The 21,595-nt window shown below is 67.1% G+C and carries 16 protein-coding genes and 1 pseudogene; 16 read left to right on the forward strand and 1 reads right to left on the reverse strand.

Annotated elements, in window-relative coordinates; translation table 11 throughout:
• The 11 genes and pseudogenes from G3N62_RS26815 to ugpQ form a co-directional block, all read left to right on the forward strand.
• Window positions 1-380: pseudogene (locus G3N62_RS26815) on the forward strand (fimbrial protein); the annotation flags it as partial.
• Window positions 377-1,222, forward strand: coding sequence for a pilus assembly protein (locus G3N62_RS26820; protein ID WP_124670925.1), 846 nt, complete (start codon window positions 377-379; stop codon window positions 1,220-1,222). The pseudogene G3N62_RS26815 and the gene G3N62_RS26820, both read left to right, overlap by 4 nt.
• A complete protein-coding gene (gene pilQ, locus G3N62_RS26825) occupies window positions 1,219-2,850 on the forward strand; it encodes a type IV pilus secretin PilQ (protein ID WP_124670924.1) in 1,632 nt (543 codons plus the stop codon). The genes G3N62_RS26820 and pilQ overlap by 4 nt, the downstream gene beginning before the upstream one ends.
• A 40-nt stretch (window positions 2,851-2,890) precedes the next feature.
• Window positions 2,891-3,445, forward strand: coding sequence for a shikimate kinase AroK (aroK, locus tag G3N62_RS26830; protein WP_034189844.1), 555 nt, complete (start codon window positions 2,891-2,893; stop codon window positions 3,443-3,445).
• Entirely contained in the window at window positions 3,442-4,521 is a 1,080-nt protein-coding gene (gene aroB, locus G3N62_RS26835; protein WP_034189843.1) for a 3-dehydroquinate synthase, read from the forward strand. Before aroK ends, aroB begins: the two co-directional genes overlap by 4 nt.
• A 65-nt stretch (window positions 4,522-4,586) precedes the next feature.
• Complete coding sequence (locus G3N62_RS26840) at window positions 4,587-5,771, forward strand: deoxyguanosinetriphosphate triphosphohydrolase (protein WP_226104019.1); 1,185 nt, start codon at window positions 4,587-4,589, stop codon at window positions 5,769-5,771.
• 90 nt (window positions 5,772-5,861) lie between these two features.
• On the forward strand, window positions 5,862-7,196 hold the full coding sequence (ugpB, locus tag G3N62_RS26845) for a sn-glycerol-3-phosphate ABC transporter substrate-binding protein UgpB (RefSeq protein WP_034189841.1): 1,335 nt from the start codon (window positions 5,862-5,864) through the stop codon (window positions 7,194-7,196).
• A gap of 96 nt (window positions 7,197-7,292) precedes the next feature.
• Entirely contained in the window at window positions 7,293-8,177 is an 885-nt protein-coding gene (gene ugpA / locus G3N62_RS26850) for a sn-glycerol-3-phosphate ABC transporter permease UgpA (protein WP_034189840.1), read from the forward strand.
• Window positions 8,174-9,019, forward strand: coding sequence for a sn-glycerol-3-phosphate ABC transporter permease UgpE (gene ugpE / locus G3N62_RS26855; RefSeq protein ID WP_034189839.1), 846 nt, complete (start codon window positions 8,174-8,176; stop codon window positions 9,017-9,019). Before ugpA ends, ugpE begins: the two co-directional genes overlap by 4 nt.
• A 32-nt stretch (window positions 9,020-9,051) precedes the next feature.
• Window positions 9,052-10,137, forward strand: a complete 1,086-nt coding sequence (locus tag G3N62_RS26860) for a sn-glycerol-3-phosphate import ATP-binding protein UgpC (RefSeq protein ID WP_059557071.1) — start codon at window positions 9,052-9,054, stop codon at window positions 10,135-10,137.
• Between the two features lie 28 nt (window positions 10,138-10,165).
• On the forward strand, window positions 10,166-10,936 hold the full coding sequence (gene ugpQ / locus G3N62_RS26865) for a glycerophosphodiester phosphodiesterase (RefSeq protein WP_124670923.1): 771 nt from the start codon (window positions 10,166-10,168) through the stop codon (window positions 10,934-10,936).
• Window positions 10,937-11,106: 170 nt separating this feature from the next.
• Here the strand turns inward: ugpQ and G3N62_RS26870 are convergent, their stop codons facing one another.
• Window positions 11,107-11,838: an OmpW family outer membrane protein gene (locus tag G3N62_RS26870; protein ID WP_034189836.1), complete on the reverse strand. Its 732-nt coding sequence runs from the start codon at window positions 11,836-11,838 to the stop codon at window positions 11,107-11,109.
• Window positions 11,839-12,031: 193 nt separating this feature from the next.
• Between G3N62_RS26870 and G3N62_RS26875 the strand changes: the two genes are divergently transcribed.
• The 5 genes from G3N62_RS26875 (at window position 12,032) to G3N62_RS26895 (ending at window position 21,548) form a co-directional block, all read left to right on the forward strand.
• Window positions 12,032-12,745, forward strand: coding sequence for a transposase (locus G3N62_RS26875; RefSeq protein ID WP_034189835.1), 714 nt, complete (start codon window positions 12,032-12,034; stop codon window positions 12,743-12,745).
• A 288-nt stretch (window positions 12,746-13,033) separates the two neighbouring features.
• A complete protein-coding gene (locus G3N62_RS26880; RefSeq protein ID WP_034189834.1) occupies window positions 13,034-17,737 on the forward strand; it encodes a glutamate synthase-related protein in 4,704 nt (1,567 codons plus the stop codon).
• Between the two features lie 85 nt (window positions 17,738-17,822).
• A complete protein-coding gene (locus G3N62_RS26885) occupies window positions 17,823-19,289 on the forward strand; it encodes a glutamate synthase subunit beta (RefSeq protein ID WP_034189833.1) in 1,467 nt (488 codons plus the stop codon).
• Between the two features lie 307 nt (window positions 19,290-19,596).
• Window positions 19,597-21,090 carry an alanine/glycine:cation symporter family protein gene (locus G3N62_RS26890; RefSeq protein ID WP_124670922.1) on the forward strand — a complete coding sequence of 498 codons (1,494 nt, stop codon included), beginning with the start codon at window positions 19,597-19,599 and terminating at the stop codon, window positions 21,088-21,090.
• Window positions 21,087-21,548, forward strand: a complete 462-nt coding sequence (locus G3N62_RS26895; RefSeq protein ID WP_241013219.1) for a 2'-5' RNA ligase family protein — start codon at window positions 21,087-21,089, stop codon at window positions 21,546-21,548. Before G3N62_RS26890 ends, G3N62_RS26895 begins: the two co-directional genes overlap by 4 nt.
• The last annotated feature ends 47 nt before the right edge of the window (window positions 21,549-21,595 follow it).

Raw genomic sequence — 21,595 nt, forward strand, 5'->3', positions numbered from 1 at the left:
CGTCCGAGCTCGCCGCCGATGCGGCGGCAGTCATCGCGCGGCGCGATGCACAGGTCGCCGCGCTTGCCGCACCGTACGAGCGCGCCGCGGGGCTGCTGGCGACACTGGCGCGGGTGCGCGACGACGGCGTCCGGCTCGACACGCTGCGCACGACGCCGGCCGGGGCCGTGCTCGAGGTGCGTGCCACGAGCTATCGGGCAGCCGCGCGATGGCTTGCCGGGATGGCGCGCGAGCAGCGCGACTGGCGGATCGACGTGGATGCATTGAAACCCGTGTCGAGCGCACCGGTCCCACTGGCCGGGTTGCCGCTCCGGTTTTCGGTTCAATTGCGCTGGCACGACGCGATGCCGTCGCGGACCTCGACGGGAGACGGCGCATGACGGCGATCACGCATTGGCCTGCGCCGCGTGGCGATGCGTGGCCAGGCGCCATGCGGCGGGTCTCGCCGGGGGCCCTGCATGCCGCCGGCTGCGTGCTGACGTTCGTGGCCGTGCTGGCGGGCGGCATTCATCTGGCGAATGCGGCCGACTGGAGCGGGCTCGCGCAGAGTCGCGCGTTGCTCGCCGCCGCGCAGGGGCGTGTGGTCGACGCGCAGCGCGTACTCGGGGCCGCGGAGCAAAGGCGCGAGACCCGTTTGCCGCCGGCGCATGGCGACCGCGCGCCGGAATGGGCGGCGCTGATGCTGGAATTGGCCGATCTCGCCGCGTCGAGCGGGCTGCACGGCGTATCGATCGAGCCGCAGCCCGCCGACAGCGCGGCGCGGGATGGCCGGCGCACCGTGCGTATCGTCGCCGACGGCGGCTTTCGCGCGCTGTCGACGATGGTCGGCGGGCTGGCGCGCTTTCCGGTGCTGGCGGTGCCGTCGGCGCTGCGTGTCGAGCGAGGCATGCAGTCGACACGGGTGGACATGTCTGTCGACGTGTATCCGGCGCTGCCGGCGGCATCGTCCGCACGCGGCACGATGCCGCTTCAGGCCGCTGCGCTCGACGCCGATCCGTTCGGCGGGGAAGCCGACGGGAGGGCGGTCCGCCTCGCCGGCACGATTCGCGACGCGCGTGCCGGTCTCGCGTTGTTCGACGACGGAGACGGCGTGTTCACCGCCGTGGCGCCCGGCGAAGCGCTGGGGGCAGTGCGCGTGGTGCGCGTCGAGCCCGCGGCGGTGATGCTCGCGACGGCGGACGGCGCGCACCGGGTCGTCCTGGACGACGGAGGGCGGCCATGATGAAGCACGGCTGTCGGGTACTCGCCGTCTGGGCCGGATTGACGGCGGCCGGTGCGGGCGCGTCGTTGCCGCCCCTGCCGGCAGTCTGGCCCGCCGCGTCGGTGGAGGCGCCGGCGCCGGGCCTGCCGCTGCCGCACGGGAGCGTGGACGGCGCGGACAGCGCTGCTCCCGAGGAAGCCGGCCCGCCGCCGTCCGGCCAGGCTGCTCGCGCGGTGCTTCAGGCGGAGCCCGCTCCACCGGCACCGCAACTGGAGGGGCCGCCGATTCCGTTGGCGCCGCCGGCCCGAATGAGCGACGCCGCTGCGCGGCAACCCGACGATGCAGACGACGCGCGACGAATCTCGCTGAATCTGCAGGGCGCCGGGCTCGCGGCCGCGTTCGACGCATTCGCGCGGTTCACGGGGCTCAATATCGTCGTTGGCGAGCAGGTGCGAGGCACCGTCACGTTACGTCTGAACAATGTGCGCTGGCGCGATGCGTTCGACACGCTGCTCGACACGCACGGGCTCGCGATGTCCCGGCGCGGCAACGTGATCTGGGTCACGCCGGCGGCCGAGCTGGCCGCCCGGGAGCGCGAGCGCTTCGAAATGCATGCGCGGGCCGCCGATCTGGAGCCGCTCGCGAGCCGCACGTTCGCGCTGCACTACCCGCGCGCGCAGGACGTGCAGCGGCTGCTGGCCGGCGCGACCGGCCAGCGCCTGCTGTCGAAACGCGGCGCCGCGGCGGCCGATCCGCGCACGAACCTGCTGTTCGTCACCGATCTCGCGCCGCGCCTCGCGCAGATCGCGAGCCTGATCGACGCGATCGACCGGCCGTCGCGGCAGGTCCGGATCGAGGCCCGCATCGTCGAGGGCGAGCAGGGCTTCTCGCGCAACCTCGGTGCACGCGTCGCGCTGCGGGCGCAGGGGCGTCCGTCGGGGGGCGAGAGCGCCACGTTCACGGCCGACGCGCGCAACGCGCTCGACCTCGCCGCGCGGCCGCTCGGCGGCTTCGACGCGGCGACCGCCGGCTTCACGTTGTTCGCCGCGCCGCTCAGCCGTGTCCTCGACGTCGAGCTGAGCGCGCTGGAGGCGCAGGGGCGGGGCCAGATCGTCTCGCGGCCGCGCGTGGTGACGGCCGACCGCGTCAAGGCCATCGTCGAGCAGGGTTCGGAGCTGCCGTACCAGGCGAAGGTGGGCAATGGCGTGAGCGGCGTGCAGTTCCGCCGTGCGACGCTCAAGCTGGAGGTCGAGCCGCAGATCACGCCGGACGGGCGCGTGGTGCTGGATCTCGATGTGACGAAGGACAGCGTCGGCGAGCCGACGGCGGCCGGCCCGGCCATCCATACGAAGCATGTGCGGACGCGTGTCGAGGTCGAGAATGGCGGGACGGTCGCGATCGGCGGCATCTATGAACAACTGAACCGGAACGATGTGACGCGCGTGCCGCTCTTGGGCAAAATACCGTTTCTGGGCGCGCTTTTCCGGCATCGCGCGCAGCGCGACCAGCGCAACGAACTGGTCGTGTTCATCACGCCGACCGTCGTCGATGCGCGTTGCGATGGGCGCGACGCGGGCGATGCGGATCCCGATAAAACGGGGCCAGAAGGCGTCGGCGCAGGCTCGACAAGGCAGCCGCTTTGCCAGTAAGCTGCGCCACACACCAGCAAGATTGAAGCAGAGGAAGCCGTTGCAAGCGCGGGACCCACATGCAAACGTATTTTTCGTCGGCCTTATGGGAGCGGGTAAGACCACCGTGGGCCGTGCGGTCGCGCGTCGTCTCGACAGGACGTTCTTCGACTCCGACCACGAAATCGAGGCCCGCACGGGCGCGCGCATTCCGGTGATCTTCGAGCTGGAGGGCGAGGCCGGATTTCGCGATCGCGAAACGCAGGTGATCGCCGATCTCACCCAGCGCGAGAACATCGTGCTCGCGACGGGCGGCGGCGCGGTGTTGCGCCCGGAAAATCGCGACTGCCTCAAAAGCAACGGCATCGTCGTCTACCTGCGCGCCAATCCGCACGATTTGTGGCTGCGCACGCGCAAGGACAAGAACCGCCCGCTGCTGCAGACCGACGATCCGAAGGGGCGTCTCGAGGCGCTGTACGAAGTACGCGACCCGCTGTACCGCGAATGCGCGGATTTCGTCATCGAGACCGGCCGTCCGTCGGTCAACGGTCTCGTCAACATGGTGCTGATGCAACTCGAACTGGCCGGCGTCATCGCCAAGCCGCTACAAGCATGATTACTGTCAACGTCGATCTGGGCGACCGTGCCTATCCGATTCACATTGGTGCCGGCCTGATCGGCCGCACCGAGCTGTTCGCGCCTCACATCAAGGGTTCGTCCGTCACGATCGTCACGAACACGACGGTCGATCCGCTCTACGGCGACGCGCTGCGCGCGGCGCTCGCGCCGCTCGGCAAGCGCGTATCGACGGTCGTGCTGCCGGACGGCGAGGCGTACAAGAACTGGGAAACGCTGAACCTGATCTTCGACGGCCTGCTGACGGATCGCGCCGATCGCAAGACGACGCTCGTCGCGCTCGGCGGCGGCGTGATCGGCGACATGACGGGCTTTGCCGCCGCGTGCTACATGCGCGGCGTGCCGTTCATCCAGGTGCCGACCACATTGCTGTCGCAGGTCGATTCGTCGGTCGGCGGCAAGACGGGCATCAACCACCCGCTCGGCAAGAACATGGTCGGCGCGTTCTACCAGCCGCAGGCCGTGATCGCGGACATCGGCGCGCTGACGACGCTGCCCGATCGCGAACTGGCGGCCGGCGTCGCCGAGATCATCAAGACCGGCGCGATCGCCGACGCGGCGTTCTTCGACTGGATCGAGGCGAACGTCGACGCGCTGAACCGTCGCGAGCCGGCTGCGCTCGCGCATGCCGTGAAGCGTTCGTGCGAGATCAAGGCGAGCGTGGTCGCGGCCGACGAGCGCGAAGGCGGTCTGCGCGCGATCCTGAATTTCGGCCACACGTTCGGCCATGCGATCGAGGCCGGGCTCGGCTACGGCGAGTGGCTGCACGGCGAGGCGGTCGGCTGCGGGATGGTGATGGCCGGCGACCTGTCGGCACGGCTCGGCCTGCTCGACGAAGCGTCGCGGCAGCGCCTCGACGCGGTGATCGCGGCCGCGCATCTGCCGACGCGCGGACCCGCGCTCGGCGACGCGCGCTACATGGACCTGATGCGCGTCGACAAGAAGGCGGAGGCCGGCGCGATCAAGTTCATCCTGCTGAAGCGATTCGGCGATACGCTGATCACGGAAGCGCCAGACGAAGCCGTGTTCGCTACACTGGCGCAGACGACCCGATAACGGTGGCCCGGATGCCCCGGCGCCCCTGACATGGAGGAGACGTGAGCGAGACATCCAGCAGCACCTTGCCCGAAGCCGGCCGCGCATCCGCTGCGCCGGTGGCCGAGCCGCCGACGCTGGCGGCGCTGGAAGCCCATCTCGCTCCGTATGCCGCGCACGCGTCGCAATCGCGCGGCCGCCGCCATCCGGAAACCCCGCCGGCGGCGCGCACCGAATTCCAGCGCGATCGCGACCGCATCGTCCATTCGACCGCGTTCCGCCGGCTCGAATACAAGACGCAGGTCTTCGTGAATCACGAAGGCGACCTGTTCCGCACCCGCCTCACGCACAGCCTCGAAGTCGCGCAGATCGCCCGCTCGGTTGCCCGCAACCTGCGCCTTAACGAGGATCTCGTCGAAGCGATCTCGCTCGCGCACGATCTCGGCCACACGCCGTTCGGCCATGCCGGCCAGGACGCGCTGAATGCATGCATGCGCGACCACGGCGGCTTCGAGCACAACCTGCAGAGCCTCGCGGTCGTCGACGAGCTGGAGGAGCACTACGGCGCATTCAACGGGCTGAACCTGTGCTTCGAGACGCGCGAAGGTATCCTGAAGCATTGCTCGCGCGAGCATGCGCGCAAGCTCGGCGCGCTCGGCGAACGTTTCCTGCACGGCCGCCAGCCGTCGCTCGAAGCGCAGCTCGCGAACATCGCCGACGAAATCGCATACAACAACCACGACGTCGACGACGGCCTGCGTTCCGGCCTGATCACGATCGAGCAGCTTGCGGAAGTCGAGCTGTGGCAGCGTCACTACGAGGCGGCGCTCGCCGAATTCCCGCACCTCGAAGGCCGCCGGCTCGTGCACGAGACGGTGCGCCGCATCATCAACACGCTGATCGTTGACCTGATCGACGAAACGACGCGCAACCTCGTGCGCGTCGCGCCCGCGTCGCTCGACGACGTGCGCGCCGCGCCGCCGCTCGTGTCGCACAGCGCGACGGTCGCCGCTCAGGCAGCCGCGCTCAAGCGCTTCCTCTTCAAGAACCTGTACCGCCACTACAAGGTGATGCGCATGGCGAGCAAGGCGCAGCGCGTCGTCACGGGGCTGTTCGACGCATTCATCGACGATCCGCGCCTGCTGCCGCCGCCGTACCAGTCCGACGACGCGGCACATCAGCCCCGCCTCGTCGCGCACTACATCGCCGGCATGACCGACCGCTTCGCGCTGAAGGAATATCAGCGCCTGTTCGTCATCAACGACAACTGACTGTCACAAACGATCACTAGACTTCGCCGGTTCAATGGCGACGGGAATGTTGCACACGCTGTTGGTAACGTTTTCATAGGAGAGAGGTCGATGAAGAAGAAGCCTGCGGGGACACTGGTTCGTTCGATCGCGCTCGGCGGCGCGCTGATGTTCGGGGTGCAGCACGTGGCGCTCGCCGCGACGGAAATTCAGTTCTGGCATGCGATGGAGGCCGCGCTCGGCGAGCGGGTCAATGCGATCGCCGACCAGTTCAATGCGTCGCAAAGCGACTACAAGATCGTGCCGGTCTTCAAGGGCACCTACGACCAGGCGCTCGCGGCCGGCATCGCCGCGTATCGCAGCGGCAATGCGCCGGCGATCCTCCAGGTCTACGAAGTCGGCACGGCCACGATGATGCAGGCGAAGAAGGCCGTCGTGCCGGTCTACGACGTGTTCAAGCAGGCCGGCGTGCCGCTCGACGAAAAGGCGTTCGTGCCGACCATCGCGAGCTATTACAGCGACGCGAAGACGGGCCATCTCGTATCGATGCCGTTCAACAGCTCGACGCCGGTGCTTTACTACAACAAGGACGCGTTCAAGAAGGCCGGCCTCGATCCGAACCAGCCGCCGAAGACGTGGGCCGACGTGCAGGCCGATGCCGAGAAGCTGCGCAAGTCGGGGATGGCGTGCGGCTTCACGACCGGCTGGCAGGGCTGGATCCAGCTCGAGAACTACAGCGCGTGGCACGGGCTGCCGTTCGCGAGCCGCAACAACGGCTTCGACGGTACCGACGCGGTGCTCGAATTCAACAAGCCGCAGCAGATCGCGCACGTCGCGTTCCTGCAGCAGATGGCGAAGGACGGCACGTTCACCTACGCGGGCCGCAAGGATGAAGCGTCGGCGAAGTTCTACAGCGGCGATTGCGGGATCATGACGACGTCGTCGGGCGCGCTCGCGAACGTGCAGAAGTTCGCGAAGTTCAGCTACGGCACCGGCATGATGCCGTACGACGCGAACGTGAAGGGTGCACCGCAGAACGCGATCATCGGCGGCGCGAGCCTGTGGGTGCTGGCCGGCAAGGATCCGGCGACCTACAAGGGCGTCGCGAAATTCCTCGCGTACCTCGCTTCGCCGGCGGTCGCCGCGAAGTGGCACCAGGACACGGGCTACCTGCCCGTCACCAAGGCGGCCTACGACCTGACGCGCGAACAGGGCTTCTACGCGAAGAACCCGAGCGCCGAAACCGCGATCAAGCAGATGCTGAACAAGCCGCCGCTGCCGTACACGAAGGGGCTGCGCCTGGGCAACATGCCGCAGATCCGCACGGTGGTCGACGAGGAGTTCGAACAGGTCTGGGCGCAGAAGAAGTCGCCGAAGGACGCGCTCGATTCGGCCGCCTCGCGTGGCGACGAGCTGCTGCGCCGCTTCGAGAAGTCGGGCGGCTGAGCACGCATCGCGTCGTGCCGCCGGCAGCTTCGCGCGTGAGCGCGTGCCGTCCGGCGGCGCGGTTTCCTTTCCGTTTCGCCTGACCGGATATCCGCGATGCAATCCCGTTCCCGTTTCGGTACGAGCCTGTTGCCGTACCTGCTGATCGCGCCGCAGCTCGCGATCACCGCCGTGTTCTTCCTGTGGCCGGCGGGCGTCGCGCTGTGGCAGTCGACGCAGACGCAGGACGCGTTCGGCACGTCGAGCGAATTCGTCGGCTTCGCGAACTTCGCGCACCTGTTCGCCGATCCGCTGTATCTCGATTCGTTCCGCACGACGCTCGTGTTCAGCTCGCTCGTCACGGTGAGCGGGCTCGTCGTGTCGCTGCTGCTCGCCGCCTGCGCCGATCGCGTGATCCGCGGCGCGCGCGCGTACCGCACGCTGCTGATCTGGCCGTACGCGGTCGCGCCGACGATCGCGGCCGTGCTGTGGGCGTTCCTGTTCAACCCGAGCATCGGCCTGATCACCTACGCGCTCGCGAAGAGCGGCATCGTGTGGAATCACGCGCTGAACGGCGGCCAGGCGATGTTCCTGGTCGTGCTGGCATCGGTATGGAAGCAGGTGAGCTACAACTTCCTGTTCTTCTACGCGGGCCTGCAGGCGATCCCGCGCTCGCTGATCGAGGCGGCGGCGATCGACGGGGCCGGGCCGGTGCGGCGCTTCTTCAACATCGTGCTGCCGCTGCTGTCGCCGACGAGTTTCTTCCTGCTGGTCGTGAACCTCGTCTACGCGTTCTTCGACACGTTCCCGGTGATCGACGCGGCCACCGGCGGCGGCCCGGCGCAAAGCACGAAGACGCTGATCTACAAGATCTTCACGGAGGGCTTCCAGGGGCTCGACATCGGCAGCTCGGGCGCGCAGTCGGTCGTGTTGATGATCATCGTCGTCGGGCTCACGGTGATCCAGTTCCGCTTCGTCGAACGCAGGGTGCAATACGCATGATCGAAAATCGCAAGGGCTTCGACCTGTTCTGCCACGCGGTGCTGATCGCGGGCGTCGTGCTGATCGTGTTCCCCGTCTACGTCGCGTTCTGCGCGGCGACGATGAACGCGCAGGAAGTGTTCACGGTGCCGCTGTCGCTCGTGCCGAGCACGCACCTGTTCGAGAACATCGCGTACATCTGGGGGCACGGCAGCGGCGGCACGACGGCGCCGTTCGGCCGCCTGCTCGTGAACAGCTTCGCGATGGCGCTCGGCATCGCGGTCGGCAAGATCGCGGTGTCGATCCTGTCCGCGTACGCGATCGTCTATTTCCGCTTCCCGTTCCGCAACACGGCGTTCTGGCTGATTTTCGTCACGCTGATGCTGCCGGTGGAAGTGCGGATCTTCCCGACCGTGCAGGTCGTGTCGACGCTGCACCTGACGAACACGTACGCCGGGCTCACGATGCCGCTGATCGCATCGGCGACCGCGACGTTCCTGTTCCGCCAGTTCTTCATGACGCTGCCCGACGAGCTGATGGACGCCGCGCGCATCGACGGCGCCGGGGCGCTGCGCTTCTTCTGGGACGTGGTGCTGCCGCTGTCGAAGACGAGCATCGCGGCGCTGTTCGTGATCACGTTCATCTACGGCTGGAACCAGTATCTGTGGCCGATCCTGATCACGACGGAAGCGTCGCTGTCGACGGCGGTGGTGGGCATCAAGACGATGATCGCGAGCGGCGACGCCGCGACCGAATGGCAATACGTGATGGCGGCGACGCTGCTGGCGATGATCCCGCCGCTCGTCGTCGTGCTGGCGATGCAGCGCTGGTTCGTGCGCGGCCTCGTCGATTCCGAGAAATGAACCATGGACGGTAACCGGGAGAAGGACCAGGTATGGCTGCGCTGAGCTTGAAGGGCGTCAGGAAATCCTACGACGGCAAGCAGCATGTGCTGCACGGCATCGACGTGGAGATCGCGGACGGCGAATTCATCGTGCTGGTCGGCCCGTCGGGCTGCGGCAAGTCGACGTTGCTGCGGATGATCGCGGGGCTCGAGTCCGTGACGGACGGCGAGATCGCGATCGGCGAGCGCGTCGTCAACACGCTGGAGCCGAAGGATCGCGACATCGCGATGGTGTTCCAGAACTATGCGCTGTATCCGCACATGACGGTCGCGCAGAACATGGGCTACGGGCTGAAGATCCGTGGAATCGAGCGCGCGACGATCGATTCGCGGGTGGCCGCGGCCGCGAAGATCCTCGAGCTCGAGCCGCTGCTGGCACGGCGGCCGCGCGAACTGTCGGGCGGCCAGCGGCAGCGTGTCGCGATGGGGCGCGCGATCGTGCGCGAGCCGTCGGTGTTCCTGTTCGACGAGCCGTTGTCCAACCTCGACGCGAAGCTGCGCGTGCAGATGCGGCTCGAGATCCAGCGGCTGCATGCGCGGCTGGCGACGACGAGCGTCTACGTGACGCACGACCAGATCGAGGCGATGACGCTCGCGCAGCGCGTGATCGTGATGAACCGCGGCTACGCGGAACAGATCGGCGCGCCGGTCGACGTGTACGAGAAGCCGGCGACGGTGTTCGTCGCGGGCTTCATCGGTTCGCCGGCGATGAACCTGATGCACGGCCGGCTGTCGGATGACGGCGCGACCTTCACGGTCGCGGGCGGCGGCCCCGCGCTGCCGGTCGCCGGTGCGCCAGGCATCGGCGCGGAGATCGCCACCGGGCGCGACTGGGTGCTCGGCGTGCGTCCCGAGCACATGACGCCGCAGCCGGGCGTCGCGCAGGCGACGCTGCCGGTCGACTCGTGCGAGCTGCTGGGCGCGGACAACCTCGCGCACGGCCGCTGGGGCAACCACGACATCGCGGTGCGCCTGCCGCATGCGGACCGTCCCGCACGCGGCACGGCGCTCGCGGCCGCGCTGCCCGCGCACCGGCTGCATTTCTTCGATCCCGAAACCGGCAAGCGTGCCGGTTGAACCTGCTGCACTTGCCGAGAGACCGACGATGACCCTCCGCACCGACTGGCCCTATCCGCGCGTCGTCGCCCATCGCGGCGGCGGCACGCTCGCGCCGGAGAACACGCTTGCCGCGCTCGACGAGGGGGCGCGTCGCGGGCACCGGATGGTCGAGTTCGACGCGAAGCTGTCGGCCGACGACGTGACGTTCCTGCTGCACGACGACACGGTCGACCGGACGTCGAACGGCCACGGGCCGGCGGCGGGCATGGGTTATGCGGCGCTCGCCGCGCTCGACGCGGGCGCGTGGCGGGACGCGCGCTTCGCGGGCGAACGGATGCCGACGCTCGAGGCGGCGGCGGCGCGCTGCATCGCGCACGGGCTCGCCGCGAATGTCGAGATCAAGCCGTGCCCGGGGCGCGAGCGCGAGACCGGGCAACGCGTGGCGGCCGACGCGGCTGCGTACTGGCGCGCCGCCGCGGTGCCGCCGCTGCTGTCGTCGTTCTCGTTCGATGCGCTGCAGCAGGCACGCGCGACCGAGCCGGCGCTGCCGCGCGGGATGCTCTACGAAGCCGTGCCGGACGACTGGCACGCGCAGGTCGTCGGCGCGCTCGGCTGCGTATCGTTGCACGCAGACCACAAACGGCTCGACGAACCGCTCGTGCGCGCGATCAAGGCGGCCGGTCTGCGCATCCTGGTTTACACGGTGAACGATCTCGAACGGGCGCGCGAACTCGCGCGCTGGGGCGTCGACGCGGTCTGCACGGACCGGATCGACCTGATCGCCCCCGATGCGCTGGACGACATCGCCGTCGTCTGACGATCACGGCAGCGCCACGGCGCGGCTCGAGCGGGAACGTGCCTGACGCGAAAAAACAACGCCCCGGCGGGATTTCCGCCGGGGCGTTGTGCATCGTGGAGACGTTACGTCAGGAAAAATCCGCTACAAATTGCAGCAGGATTAACCATTCCCCAAATATTCGACTACGCTTAGAAGCGGTAGCCGACGTTCAGGTACGTGACGATCGGGTTGAGCGAGATCTTCGCTTTCGACGTTTCGGTCAGGGTGCCGACCGGCGTCCGGCGGGCCGTCGTGAAGGTCGCGGTCACGCTGACCGGGATGTACGAGATCGACAGGCCCCCGAACCAGTGTTTCGTGAAGTTGTACGTGAAGCCGGCGTTGAATACGGGCGCCCACTGGTTGCTGGTCGTCGCGCTGGTCGGGCCGCCGAGCACGCCGTTCTCGAAGCTGCTGTTCGTGATCTTTGCGCCGGTGAACCAGACATACGTCGCGCCGACGCCGACATACGGACGGAACTTCGCGTTGGCGTCGTTGAAGTGGTAGCGAAGCAACACGGCGGGGCTCCACTGGTACGCACGGCCGAGTACGCCGAACTTATCGAACTGACCCTTGCCGGTGATGTCGAACTTCGGCGGTATCCCCATGACGAGCTCGGTGGAGATGTGGTCGGTGACGAAGTAGCCCGCTGCGAGCCCAAGCGTATCGGCGTCGTTGATGCCGGCGCCCGTGTTGGGAATCGATTGGTTGATGGGCGTGCCGCCGACGCGATACAGGAACAGCGGATCGCTGCTGTCCTGCGGCGACAGGTGCAGCCAGCCGGTGCTGACGTAGAAATCACCTGCGGATTGTGCTTGTGCCGTACCGCCCGCAAACGTGAATGCGAGCGCTGCGGCCCCCGTAATGGCCAGTTTTCGTTTCATTGTGTCTCCTCCGATGTAAGGCGTGCTCATTATGACGACTGCGTTTAAAACCAAACAAGCTCGTAAGTTAGAGTTTTCACCCTAGGATTAGTACGACCGTACGCTTACGCGCGCCGCAGGGACAGGCATTCTACGCAGGTGCGCACTTTCGGACCTTCGGGTATTTCCTAACGCGTTCAAACGGACATTCAGCATGGCACGGTTAGCACGACTCTACGTTCCCGACCAGCCGCAGCACGTGATACTGCGCGGCCTGGATCAGCAACCCGCGTTCGTCGACGACCAGGACTACGAACTCTTCATCGATTGCCTGAAGGCCGCCGCGCGCGATCATCACCTGTCGGTGCACGCCTACGTGCTGCTGCCGCGCCAGGTGCAACTCCTCGTGACGCCGAGCGACGAGGCGAGCCTGCCGAAAGCGATGCAGGCCGTCGGCCGCCGCTACGTCGCGCATTTCAACCGGCGCTACTCGCGGCGCGGCACGCTGTGGGAAGGCCGCTACCGCGCGACCGTGATCGAAGGCGAGCGCTATTTCCTGCTCGCGAGCCGCGTGGTCGAGATGAGCCCGGTGCGGTCGCAACTCGTCGCGACGCCCGAGGCCTATCGCTGGTCGAGCTACCGGCATCACGTCGGGCTCACCGTCGACAGCCTGATCACCGACCATCCGCTGTACTGGGCGCTCGGCAATACGCCGTTCGACCGTCAGCGCGCGTACAAGGAGCTGTGCGAGCAGCCGCTCGACGAGCGGCAGGCCGACCAGTTGCAGCAGGCGACGCTCAAGGGCTGGGTGCTCGGCGGCGAGCATTACCGCGAGTGGGCGGCGCGTACCGCGAACCGGCGCGTGTCGCCGTTGCCGCGTGGACGCCCCAGAAAGGTGCGTGAGAACACGCCGCCGATCCAGCAGTAATGCCGGAAAGGCGGGCCGGAAGCGGCGCTGCGGGCGCCGCTTCTTTTTGCACCAGAATGATACAGCCCCAATAAAACAGCACCAGATCGATGCGTCTAATTAATTGGGGTTCGATCAAGCGGTTTTTGTTGCTATTTCCTTGATTCGTCGCGTATATTCCGAATTCCGGTGGCCCGGGCGAAGCCTGCCCAACCACTGTCGGCCGCGCCGTCTCCCGTCGGGAGCGGGATCGGCGGCAACAAGAAAACGGTTCAACGGCCTCCAGGCCCCCTTTACGACGGTGTCCCCATGAACGACCACCAGCAGCCGCTCGCCGCGGTGCCCGCCGCACAAGGTCTGTACGACCCGCAAAACGAACACGACGCCTGCGGCGTCGGCTTCGTCGCTCACATCAAGGGCAAGAAGAGCCACGAGATCATCCAGCAGGGCCTGAAGATCCTCGAGAACCTCGACCACCGCGGCGCGGTCGGTGCCGATCCGCTGATGGGCGACGGCGCGGGCATCCTGATCCAGATTCCGGACGCGTTCTATCGCGAGGAGATGGCCAAGCAGGGCGTGGACCTGCCGCCGGCCGGAGAATATGGGGTCGGGATGATCTTCCTGCCGAAGGAGAACGCGTCGCGTCTCGCGTGCGAGCAGGAGCTCGAGCGGACGGTGAAGGCGGAAGGCCAGGTCGTGCTCGGCTGGCGCGACGTGCCGGTCGACCATGCGATGCCGATTTCGCCGACCGTGAAGGCGAGCGAGCCGCTGATCCGCCAGATCTTCATCGGCCGCGGCAAGGACATCATGGTGACGGACGCGCTCGAGCGGAAGCTGTACGTGATCCGCAAGACCGCGAGCCACCGCATCCAGGCGCTGAAGCTCAAGCACGGCAAGGAATACTTCGTGCCGTCGATGTCGGCGCGCACGATCGTCTACAAGGGCCTGCTGCTGGCCGGCCAGGTCGGCGTGTACTACCGCGACCTGCAGGACGCGCGCGTCGTGTCGGCGCTCGCGCTCGTGCACCAGCGCTTCTCGACCAACACGTTCCCGGCATGGGAACTCGCTCACCCGTACCGGATGATCGCGCACAACGGCGAGATCAACACCGTGAAGGGCAACGTGAACTGGCTGAACGCGCGTACTGGCGCGATCGCGTCGCACGTGCTCGCCGACGACCTGCCGAAGCTGTGGCCGTTGATCTACCCGGGCCAGTCCGATACCGCATCGTTCGACAACTGTCTCGAACTGCTGGTGATGGCCGGTTACCCGCTCGTGCACGCGGTGATGATGATGATTCCGGAAGCGTGGGAGCAGCACACGCTGATGGACGAGAACCGCCGCGCGTTCTACGAATACCACGCCGCGATGATGGAGCCGTGGGACGGCCCGGCCGCGATCGCGTTCACCGACGGCCGCCAGATCGGCGCGACGCTTGACCGTAACGGCCTGCGTCCGGCGCGCTACATCGTGACCGACGACGATCTCGTGATCATGGCGTCGGAAGCCGGCACGCTGCCGATCCCCGAATCGAAGATCGTCAAGAAGTGGCGCCTGCAGCCGGGCAAGATGTTCCTGATCGACATGGAGCACGGCCGCATCATCGACGACAAGGAGCTGAAGGACAACCTCGCGAACGCGAAGCCGTACAAGAGCTGGATCGACGCCGTGCGCATCAAGCTCGACGAGATCGAGCCGAAGGCCGAGGAAGTCGCGGCCGGCCGTACGCAGGGCGCCGCGCTGCTCGACCGCCAGCAGGCGTTCGGCTATACGCAGGAAGACCTGAAGTTCCTGATGGCGCCGATGGCGCAGCAGGGCGAGGAAGCCGTCGGTTCGATGGGCAACGACTCGCCGCTCGCGGTGATGTCGAACAAGAACAAGACGCTCTATCACTACTTCAAGCAGCTGTTCGCGCAGGTCACGAACCCGCCGATCGACCCGATCCGTGAAAACATGGTCATGTCGCTCGTGTCGTTCATCGGCCCGAAGCCGAACCTGCTCGACACGAACAACATCAACCCGCCGATGCGTCTCGAAGTGTCGCAGCCGGTGCTCGACTTCAAGGACATCGCGAAGATCCGCGCGATCGACCAGTACACGGGCGGCAAGTTCAGCGCGTACGAACTGAACATCTGCTACCCGGTCGCGTGGGGCAAGGAAGGCATCGAGGCGCGTCTCGCGTCGCTGTGCGCGGAAGCCGTCGACGCGGTGAAGTCGGGCTACAACATGCTGATCGTGTCGGACCGCAAGACCGACGCCGAGCATGTCGCGATCCCGGCGCTGCTCGCCACGTCGGCAATCCACACGCACCTCGTCCAGCAAGGGCTGCGCACGAGCACGGGCCTCGTCGTCGAGACGGGCTCCGCGCGTGAAACGCACCACTTCGCGCTGCTCGCGGGCTACGGCGCGGAAGCCGTGCACCCGTACCTCGCGATGGAAACGCTCGCGAAGATGGCCGAGGGCCTGCCGGGCGACCTGTCGCCGGAGAAGGCCGTCTACAACTTCACGAAGGCGGTCGGCAAGGGCCTGCAGAAGGTGATGTCGAAGATGGGCATCTCGACGTACATGTCGTACACGGGCGCGCAGATCTTCGAAGCGCTCGGCCTGTCGAGCGACCTCGTCGAGAAGTACTTCAAGGGCACGGCGTCGAAGGTCGGCGGCATCGGCCTGTTCGAAGTCGCGGAAGAGGCGATCCGCCTGCACCGCGACGCGTTCGGCGACAGCCCGGTCCTGCGCGACATGCTCGACGCGGGCGGCGAGTACGCATACCGCGTGCGCGGCGAAGACCACATGTGGACGCCGGATTCGATCGCGAAGCTGCAGCACGCGACGCGCAGCAACTCGTACCAGACGTACAAGGAATACGCGCACCTGATCAACGACCAGACCAAGCGTCACATGACGTTCCGCGGCCTGTTCGAGTTCAAGGTCGAGCCGACCAAGGCGATCCCGATCGACGACGTCGAGCCGGCGAAGGAGATCGTCAAGCGCTTCGCGACGGGCGCGATGTCGCTCGGTTCGATCAGCACCGAAGCGCACGCGACGCTCGCGATCGCGATGAACCGGATCGGCGGCAAGTCGAACACCGGCGAAGGCGGCGAGGACGAGAAGCGCTATCGCAACGAACTGCGCGGTATTCCGATCAAGTCGGGCGAGACGCTGAAGTCGGTGATCGGCGACGAGATCGTCAGCGACATTCCGCTGAAGGACGGCGATTCGCTGCGCTCGAAGATCAAGCAGGTCGCGTCGGGCCGCTTCGGCGTCACCGCCGAGTACCTCGCGTCGGCCGACCAGATCCAGATCAAGATGGCGCAGGGCGCGAAGCCGGGCGAAGGCGGCCAGCTGCCGGGCCACAAGGTGTCCGAGTACATCGGCAAGCTGCGTTACTCGGTGCCGGGCGTCGGCCTGATCTCGCCGCCGCCGCACCACGACATCTACTCGATCGAGGATCTGGCGCAGCTGATCCACGACCTGAAGAACGTGAACCCGAGCGCGAGCATCTCCGTGAAGCTCGTGTCGGAAGTGGGCGTCGGCACGGTCGCGGCTGGCGTGGCGAAGGCGAAGGCCGATCACGTCGTGATCGCCGGCCATGACGGCGGCACGGGCGCATCGCCGCTGTCGTCGGTCAAGCACGCCGGCACGCCGTGGGAGCTGGGCCTGGCCGAAACGCAGCAGACGCTGGTGCTGAACCGCCTGCGCGGCCGGATCCGCGTGCAGGCCGACGGCCAGATGAAGACGGGTCGCGACGTCGTGATCGGCGCGCTGCTCGGTGCGGACGAATTCGGCTTCGCGACGGCGCCGCTCGTCGTCGAGGGCTGCATCATGATGCGCAAGTGCCACCTGAACACGTGCCCGGTCGGCGTCGCGACGCAGGATCCGGTGCTGCGCGCGAAGTTCAAGGGCCAGCCCGAGCACGTCGTGAACTACTTCTTCTTCGTCGCCGAGGAAGTGCGCGAGATCATGGCGCAGCTCGGCGTCGCGAAGTTCGACGACCTGATCGGCCGCGCCGACCTGCTCGATACGCGCAAGGGCATCGAGCACTGGAAGGCGAAGGGCCTCGACTTCTCGCGCGTGTTCTACCAGCCGGAAGAGTGCGAGGACGTCGCGCCGCGTCACGTCGACGTGCAGGATCACGGCCTCGAGCGCGCGCTCGACCACGTGCTGATCGAGAAGGCGAAGGCCGCGATCGAGAACGGCGAGCATGTGTCGTTCATCCAGCCGGTGCGCAACGTGAACCGTACGGTCGGCGCGATGCTGTCGGGCGTGATCGCGAAGAAGCACGGCCACGAAGGCCTCGCCGACGACGCGGTGCACATCCAGCTGAAGGGCACGGCCGGCCAGAGCTTCGGCGCGTTCCTCGCGAAGGGCGTGACGCTCGACCTCGTCGGCGACGGCAACGACTACGTCGGCAAGGGCCTGTCGGGCGGCCGGATCATCATCCGTCCGACCAACGACTTCCGCGGCAAGTCCGAGGAAAACATCATCTGCGGCAACACGGTGATGTACGGCGCGATCGAAGGCGAATCGTTCTTCCGCGGCGTCGCGGGCGAGCGCTTCTGCGTGCGCAACTCGGGCGCGACGGCGGTCGTCGAAGGCACGGGCGACCACGGCTGCGAATACATGACGGGCGGCACGGTCGTCGTGCTCGGCGAGACGGGGCGCAACTTCGCGGCCGGCATGTCGGGCGGCCTCGCTTACATCTACGATCCGGACGGCACGTTCGCGGCGAAGTGCAACAAGTCGATGGTCGCGCTCGAGCCGGTGCTGCAGCAGGCCGAGCAGGAGCGCACGGTCGATCGCGCGCTCTGGCACGCGGGCACGACGGACGAAGCGCTGCTCAAGGGGCTCGTCGAGCGTCATTTCCAGTTCACGGGTTCGCCGCGCGCGAAGTCGCTGCTGGAAAACTGGGACGCGGCGCGCCGCCAGTTCGTGAAGGTGTTCCCGCACGAATACAAGCGCGCGCTGGGCGAGATCGGTGCGAAGAAGGCGGCGAAGGAAGTGCTGGCCGCCTGAGCGACGAACGACATAGCGAATGCCGCGCGCGCGTGATTGCCGCGCGCGGCTCCCCCACCCGATACACCGAACAGAAGAGCACCTTATGGGCAAGGCAACCGGTTTTCTGGAGTTCGAACGCCGCCACGAGGCGTACGAAGCACCGCTCACGCGCGTGAAGCACTACAAGGAATTCGTCGCGGCACTGACCGACGCGGACGCGAAGGTCCAGGGCGCGCGCTGCATGGATTGCGGCATCCCGTTCTGCAACAACGGCTGCCCGGTCAACAACATCATTCCGGACTTCAACGATCTCGTTTACCGCCAGGACTGGCAGCAGGCGATCGAAGTCCTGCACTCGACCAACAACTTCCCGGAATTCACGGGCCGCATCTGCCCGGCGCCGTGCGAGGCGGCGTGCACGCTCGGGATCAACAACGACCCGGTCGGCATCAAGTCGATCGAGCACGCGATCATCGACAAAGCCTGGGCGGAAGGCTGGGTGAAGCCGCAGCCGGCCGAGCACAAGACCGGCAAGAAGGTCGCGGTCGTCGGTTCGGGCCCCGCGGGCCTCGCCGCCGCGCAGCAGCTCGCGCGCGCGGGCCACGACGTGACGGTGTTCGAGAAGAACGACCGCGTCGGCGGCCTGCTGCGTTACGGGATTCCCGACTTCAAGCTCGAGAAGTGGCTGATCGACCGCCGCATGCGCCAGATGGAAGCGGAAGGCGTGACGTTCCGCACCAGCGTGTTCATCGGCAAGGATCCGCTGCCCGAGTCGATCGGCAGTCTCGCGAAGGAAACGATTTCGCCGGACACGCTGAAGGAAGAATTCGACGCGGTCGTGATCGCGGGCGGTTCGGAAACGCCGCGCGACCTGCCGGTGCCGGGCCGCGAGCTCGCGGGCGTCCATTTCGCGATGGACTTCCTGCCGCAGCAGAACCGCGTGAATGCCGGCGACAAGCTCGTCGACCAGCTGCTCGCGAAGGGCAAGCACGTGATCGTGATCGGCGGCGGCGATACGGGTTCGGACTGCGTCGGCACGTCGAACCGTCACGGCGCGAAGCAGGTCACGCAGTTCGAGCTGCTGCCGCAGCCGCCGGAAGAGGAAAACAAGCCGCTCGTGTGGCCGTACTGGCCGATCAAGCTGCGTACGTCGTCATCGCACGAGGAAGGTTGCGAGCGCGATTGGGCGGTCGCGACGAAGCGTCTCGAAGGCAAGAACGGCAAGGTCGAGAAGCTGATCGCGGTGCGCGTCGAGTGGAAGGACGGCAAGATGCAGGAAGTGCCGGGCTCCGAATTCGAGATGAAGGCCGACCTCGTGCTGCTCGCGATGGGCTTCACGCAGCCGGCGGCGCCGGTGCTCGACGCGTTCGGCGTCGCGAAGGATGCGCGCGGCAATGCGCGTGCGGCGACCGAAGGCGATCGCTCGTACTACACGTCGGTCGACAAGGTGTTCGCGGCGGGCGACATGCGCCGCGGCCAGTCGCTCGTGGTGTGGGCGATCCGCGAAGGCCGCCAGTGCGCACGCTCGGTCGATGCGTACCTGATGGGACATTCGGAACTGCCGCGCTGAGCTGGATCGCGCGGGTTTCGACGGAAGCCGGGCGTCCGAAAGGGCGCCCGGTTTTTTTTATGGCTGGCGCCTGCCGGGGCGCGCCGGTTTCGCGTGCGCGGCGACGCCGTCCGATCGGGTTGCCGTGCCCGCCGGTACGCGTCATTTTCGCGAAGCATCGCCTAACCTGATGACATCCAGGCGCGATTTCCCGATATCTCAAATCCTTTCGTTTTGTAATATTCCTTGAAAACTGTCATATCATGTCGCCCCTCGGGCCGCGTTCGCGGCCGACGCACCTGACTGACCCTATTTACAAGGAAACCGGATGGAAGCACTCCTGCAAGCGCTGATCGACGCCGTCAACGGCGTGTTGTGGAATTACGTGCTGATCGCGCTGCTGCTCGGCGCCGGCGCGTGGTTCACGCTGCGGTTCCGGATGATCCAGCTGAAGGCGCTGCTCTTCAGCATGAAACTGGTCGGCAGCAAGGGCGAGCCGGGCAGTATCTCGTCGTTCCAGGCGTTCGCGACGGGGCTCGCGAGCCGCGTCGGCACCGGCAACATCGCCGGCGTCGCGGTCGCGCTGACGGTCGGCGGCCCGGGCGCGATCTTCTGGATGTGGATGACCGCGCTCGTCGGGATGTCGTCCGCGTTCGTCGAGGCGACGCTCGCGCAGATCTTCAAGGTGTCGCATCCGGACGGCAGCTTCCGCGGCGGCCCCGCGTACTACATCCAGACGGGCCTGCGTTCGCGCGGCTTCGGCGTGCTGTTCTCGCTGTCGCTGATCCTTGCGTTCGGTTTCGTGTTCAACGCGGTGCAGGCCAACGCGATCGCCGACGCATTTCATACGTCGTTCGGCTGGAGCCGAGAGACGGTCGGCCTCGGCCTCGTGCTGCTGTCCGCACCGATCATCTTCGGGGGGATCCGCCGCATCGCGACGGTCGCGCAGGTGATCGTGCCGCTGATGGCGATCGGCTACCTCGCGCTCGCGGTCTACGCGGTCGCGACGCACATCGCGCTGGTGCCGGACGTGATCGTGCTGATCGTGAAGAGCGCGTTCGGCCTCGAGCAGGCAGCGGGCGGCCTGACCGGCTATGCGGTGAGCCAGGCGATCGCGATCGGCGTGAAGCGCGGGCTGTTCTCGAACGAGGCGGGGATGGGCAGCGCGCCGAACGCGGCCGCGACCGCGAGCACGCGGCACCCGGTCACGCAGGGGCTGATCCAGATGCTCGGCGTGTTCGTCGACACGATCGTGATCTGCAGCGCGACCGCGTTCGTGATCCTGCTGTCGGGCCAGTACGAACTCGGCACCGGAATGGAAGGCGCGGCGCTCACGCAGCGCGCGATCTCGAGCCACGTCGGCGACTGGGGCGGCATCTACATGGCCGTCGCGATCTTCTTTCTCGCGTTCTCGTCGGTGATCGGCAACTACGCGTATGCGGAAGGCAACGTCGAATTCATCACGAAGCGGCGCGGCGTGCTGCCGCTGTTCCGCGTCGCGGTGCTCGCGATGGTGATGTTCGGCAGCGTCGGGCAACTGCCGCTCGTCTGGGCGATGGCCGATACGAGCATGGGGCTGATGGCGATCATCAACCTGATCGCCATCATCGCGCTCGGCAAGTACGCTCACGCCGCGTGGGCCGACTATCGCCGCCAGCGCGCGGCGGGCATCGCCGATCCGGTGTTCACGCGCAACACGATCCCCGAACTCGCGCGCGTGCTGCCGGCCGACGTGTGGGGCGAACACGGGCCGCTGCCGCAGCGTCCGGCGGCGTCGGCCGACGCGGCCAGCGCGCCGCGCGGCGCGGTACGCGGGTCATGAACGGCGACCGGCTCCGTGCGTTCGTCGCGCTGATGCCCGATGCGGCGTCGCGCGACGCGCTGCACGCGTTGCCGGTCACCCGGGGCGCGCGACGCACGCTGCCCGCGCAACTGCACGTGACGCTCGCATTCATCGGCGCGATCGAGCGCGAACGGTGCGACGCGCTGGCCGCGCACCTGCCCGCGCTCGCGGCGGCCCATGCGCTGCCGCCGCTGCCGGTCGAGCGGATCGCGTGGTGGCCGAGCCTGCCGCGCGCGCGGCTGATCGTCGCGGAACTCGCGGCCGATCCCGCGTGCGTCGCGCTGAATGACGGGTTGTCGGCGGTGCTGCGAGATCGGAAGAGCGGCGTGGAGGGGAAGAGGGGTAAGGGCAGGGGAGGTCTCGGGGGGCGCCGGAACATTAAAAAAAAAAAAAGCAGAGACAAGAGGAGTAGTAGGAACATCAAGCAAAAAATATGAGATTGGAAGTGATATCAACTACTGGTGAAGATATCACAGTAGTACAA

It is taken from the genome of Burkholderia sp. Tr-20355 (genome assembly GCF_017104685.1).
Lineage (GTDB): Bacteria > Pseudomonadota > Gammaproteobacteria > Burkholderiales > Burkholderiaceae > Burkholderia > Burkholderia seminalis.

What these genes read in the sequence shown, in the direction of transcription:
- G3N62_RS26820 (WP_124670925.1), top strand. Translation starts at nt 377, where the DNA reads ATGACGGCGATCACGCATTGGCCTGCGCCGCGTGGCGATGCGTGGCCA.
- pilQ (WP_124670924.1), top strand. Translation starts at nt 1,219, where the DNA reads ATGATGAAGCACGGCTGTCGGGTACTCGCCGTCTGGGCCGGATTGACG.
- aroB (WP_034189843.1), top strand. Translation starts at nt 3,442, where the DNA reads ATGATTACTGTCAACGTCGATCTGGGCGACCGTGCCTATCCGATTCAC.
- ugpB (WP_034189841.1), top strand. Translation starts at nt 5,862, where the DNA reads ATGAAGAAGAAGCCTGCGGGGACACTGGTTCGTTCGATCGCGCTCGGC.
- ugpA (WP_034189840.1), top strand. Translation starts at nt 7,293, where the DNA reads ATGCAATCCCGTTCCCGTTTCGGTACGAGCCTGTTGCCGTACCTGCTG.
- ugpE (WP_034189839.1), top strand. Translation starts at nt 8,174, where the DNA reads ATGATCGAAAATCGCAAGGGCTTCGACCTGTTCTGCCACGCGGTGCTG.
- G3N62_RS26860 (WP_059557071.1), top strand. Translation starts at nt 9,052, where the DNA reads ATGGCTGCGCTGAGCTTGAAGGGCGTCAGGAAATCCTACGACGGCAAG.
- ugpQ (WP_124670923.1), top strand. Translation starts at nt 10,166, where the DNA reads ATGACCCTCCGCACCGACTGGCCCTATCCGCGCGTCGTCGCCCATCGC.
- G3N62_RS26870 (WP_034189836.1), bottom strand. Translation starts at nt 11,838, where the DNA reads ATGAAACGAAAACTGGCCATTACGGGGGCCGCAGCGCTCGCATTCACG.
- G3N62_RS26875 (WP_034189835.1), top strand. Translation starts at nt 12,032, where the DNA reads ATGGCACGGTTAGCACGACTCTACGTTCCCGACCAGCCGCAGCACGTG.
- G3N62_RS26880 (WP_034189834.1), top strand. Translation starts at nt 13,034, where the DNA reads ATGAACGACCACCAGCAGCCGCTCGCCGCGGTGCCCGCCGCACAAGGT.
- G3N62_RS26885 (WP_034189833.1), top strand. Translation starts at nt 17,823, where the DNA reads ATGGGCAAGGCAACCGGTTTTCTGGAGTTCGAACGCCGCCACGAGGCG.
- G3N62_RS26890 (WP_124670922.1), top strand. Translation starts at nt 19,597, where the DNA reads ATGGAAGCACTCCTGCAAGCGCTGATCGACGCCGTCAACGGCGTGTTG.
- G3N62_RS26895 (WP_241013219.1), top strand. Translation starts at nt 21,087, where the DNA reads ATGAACGGCGACCGGCTCCGTGCGTTCGTCGCGCTGATGCCCGATGCG.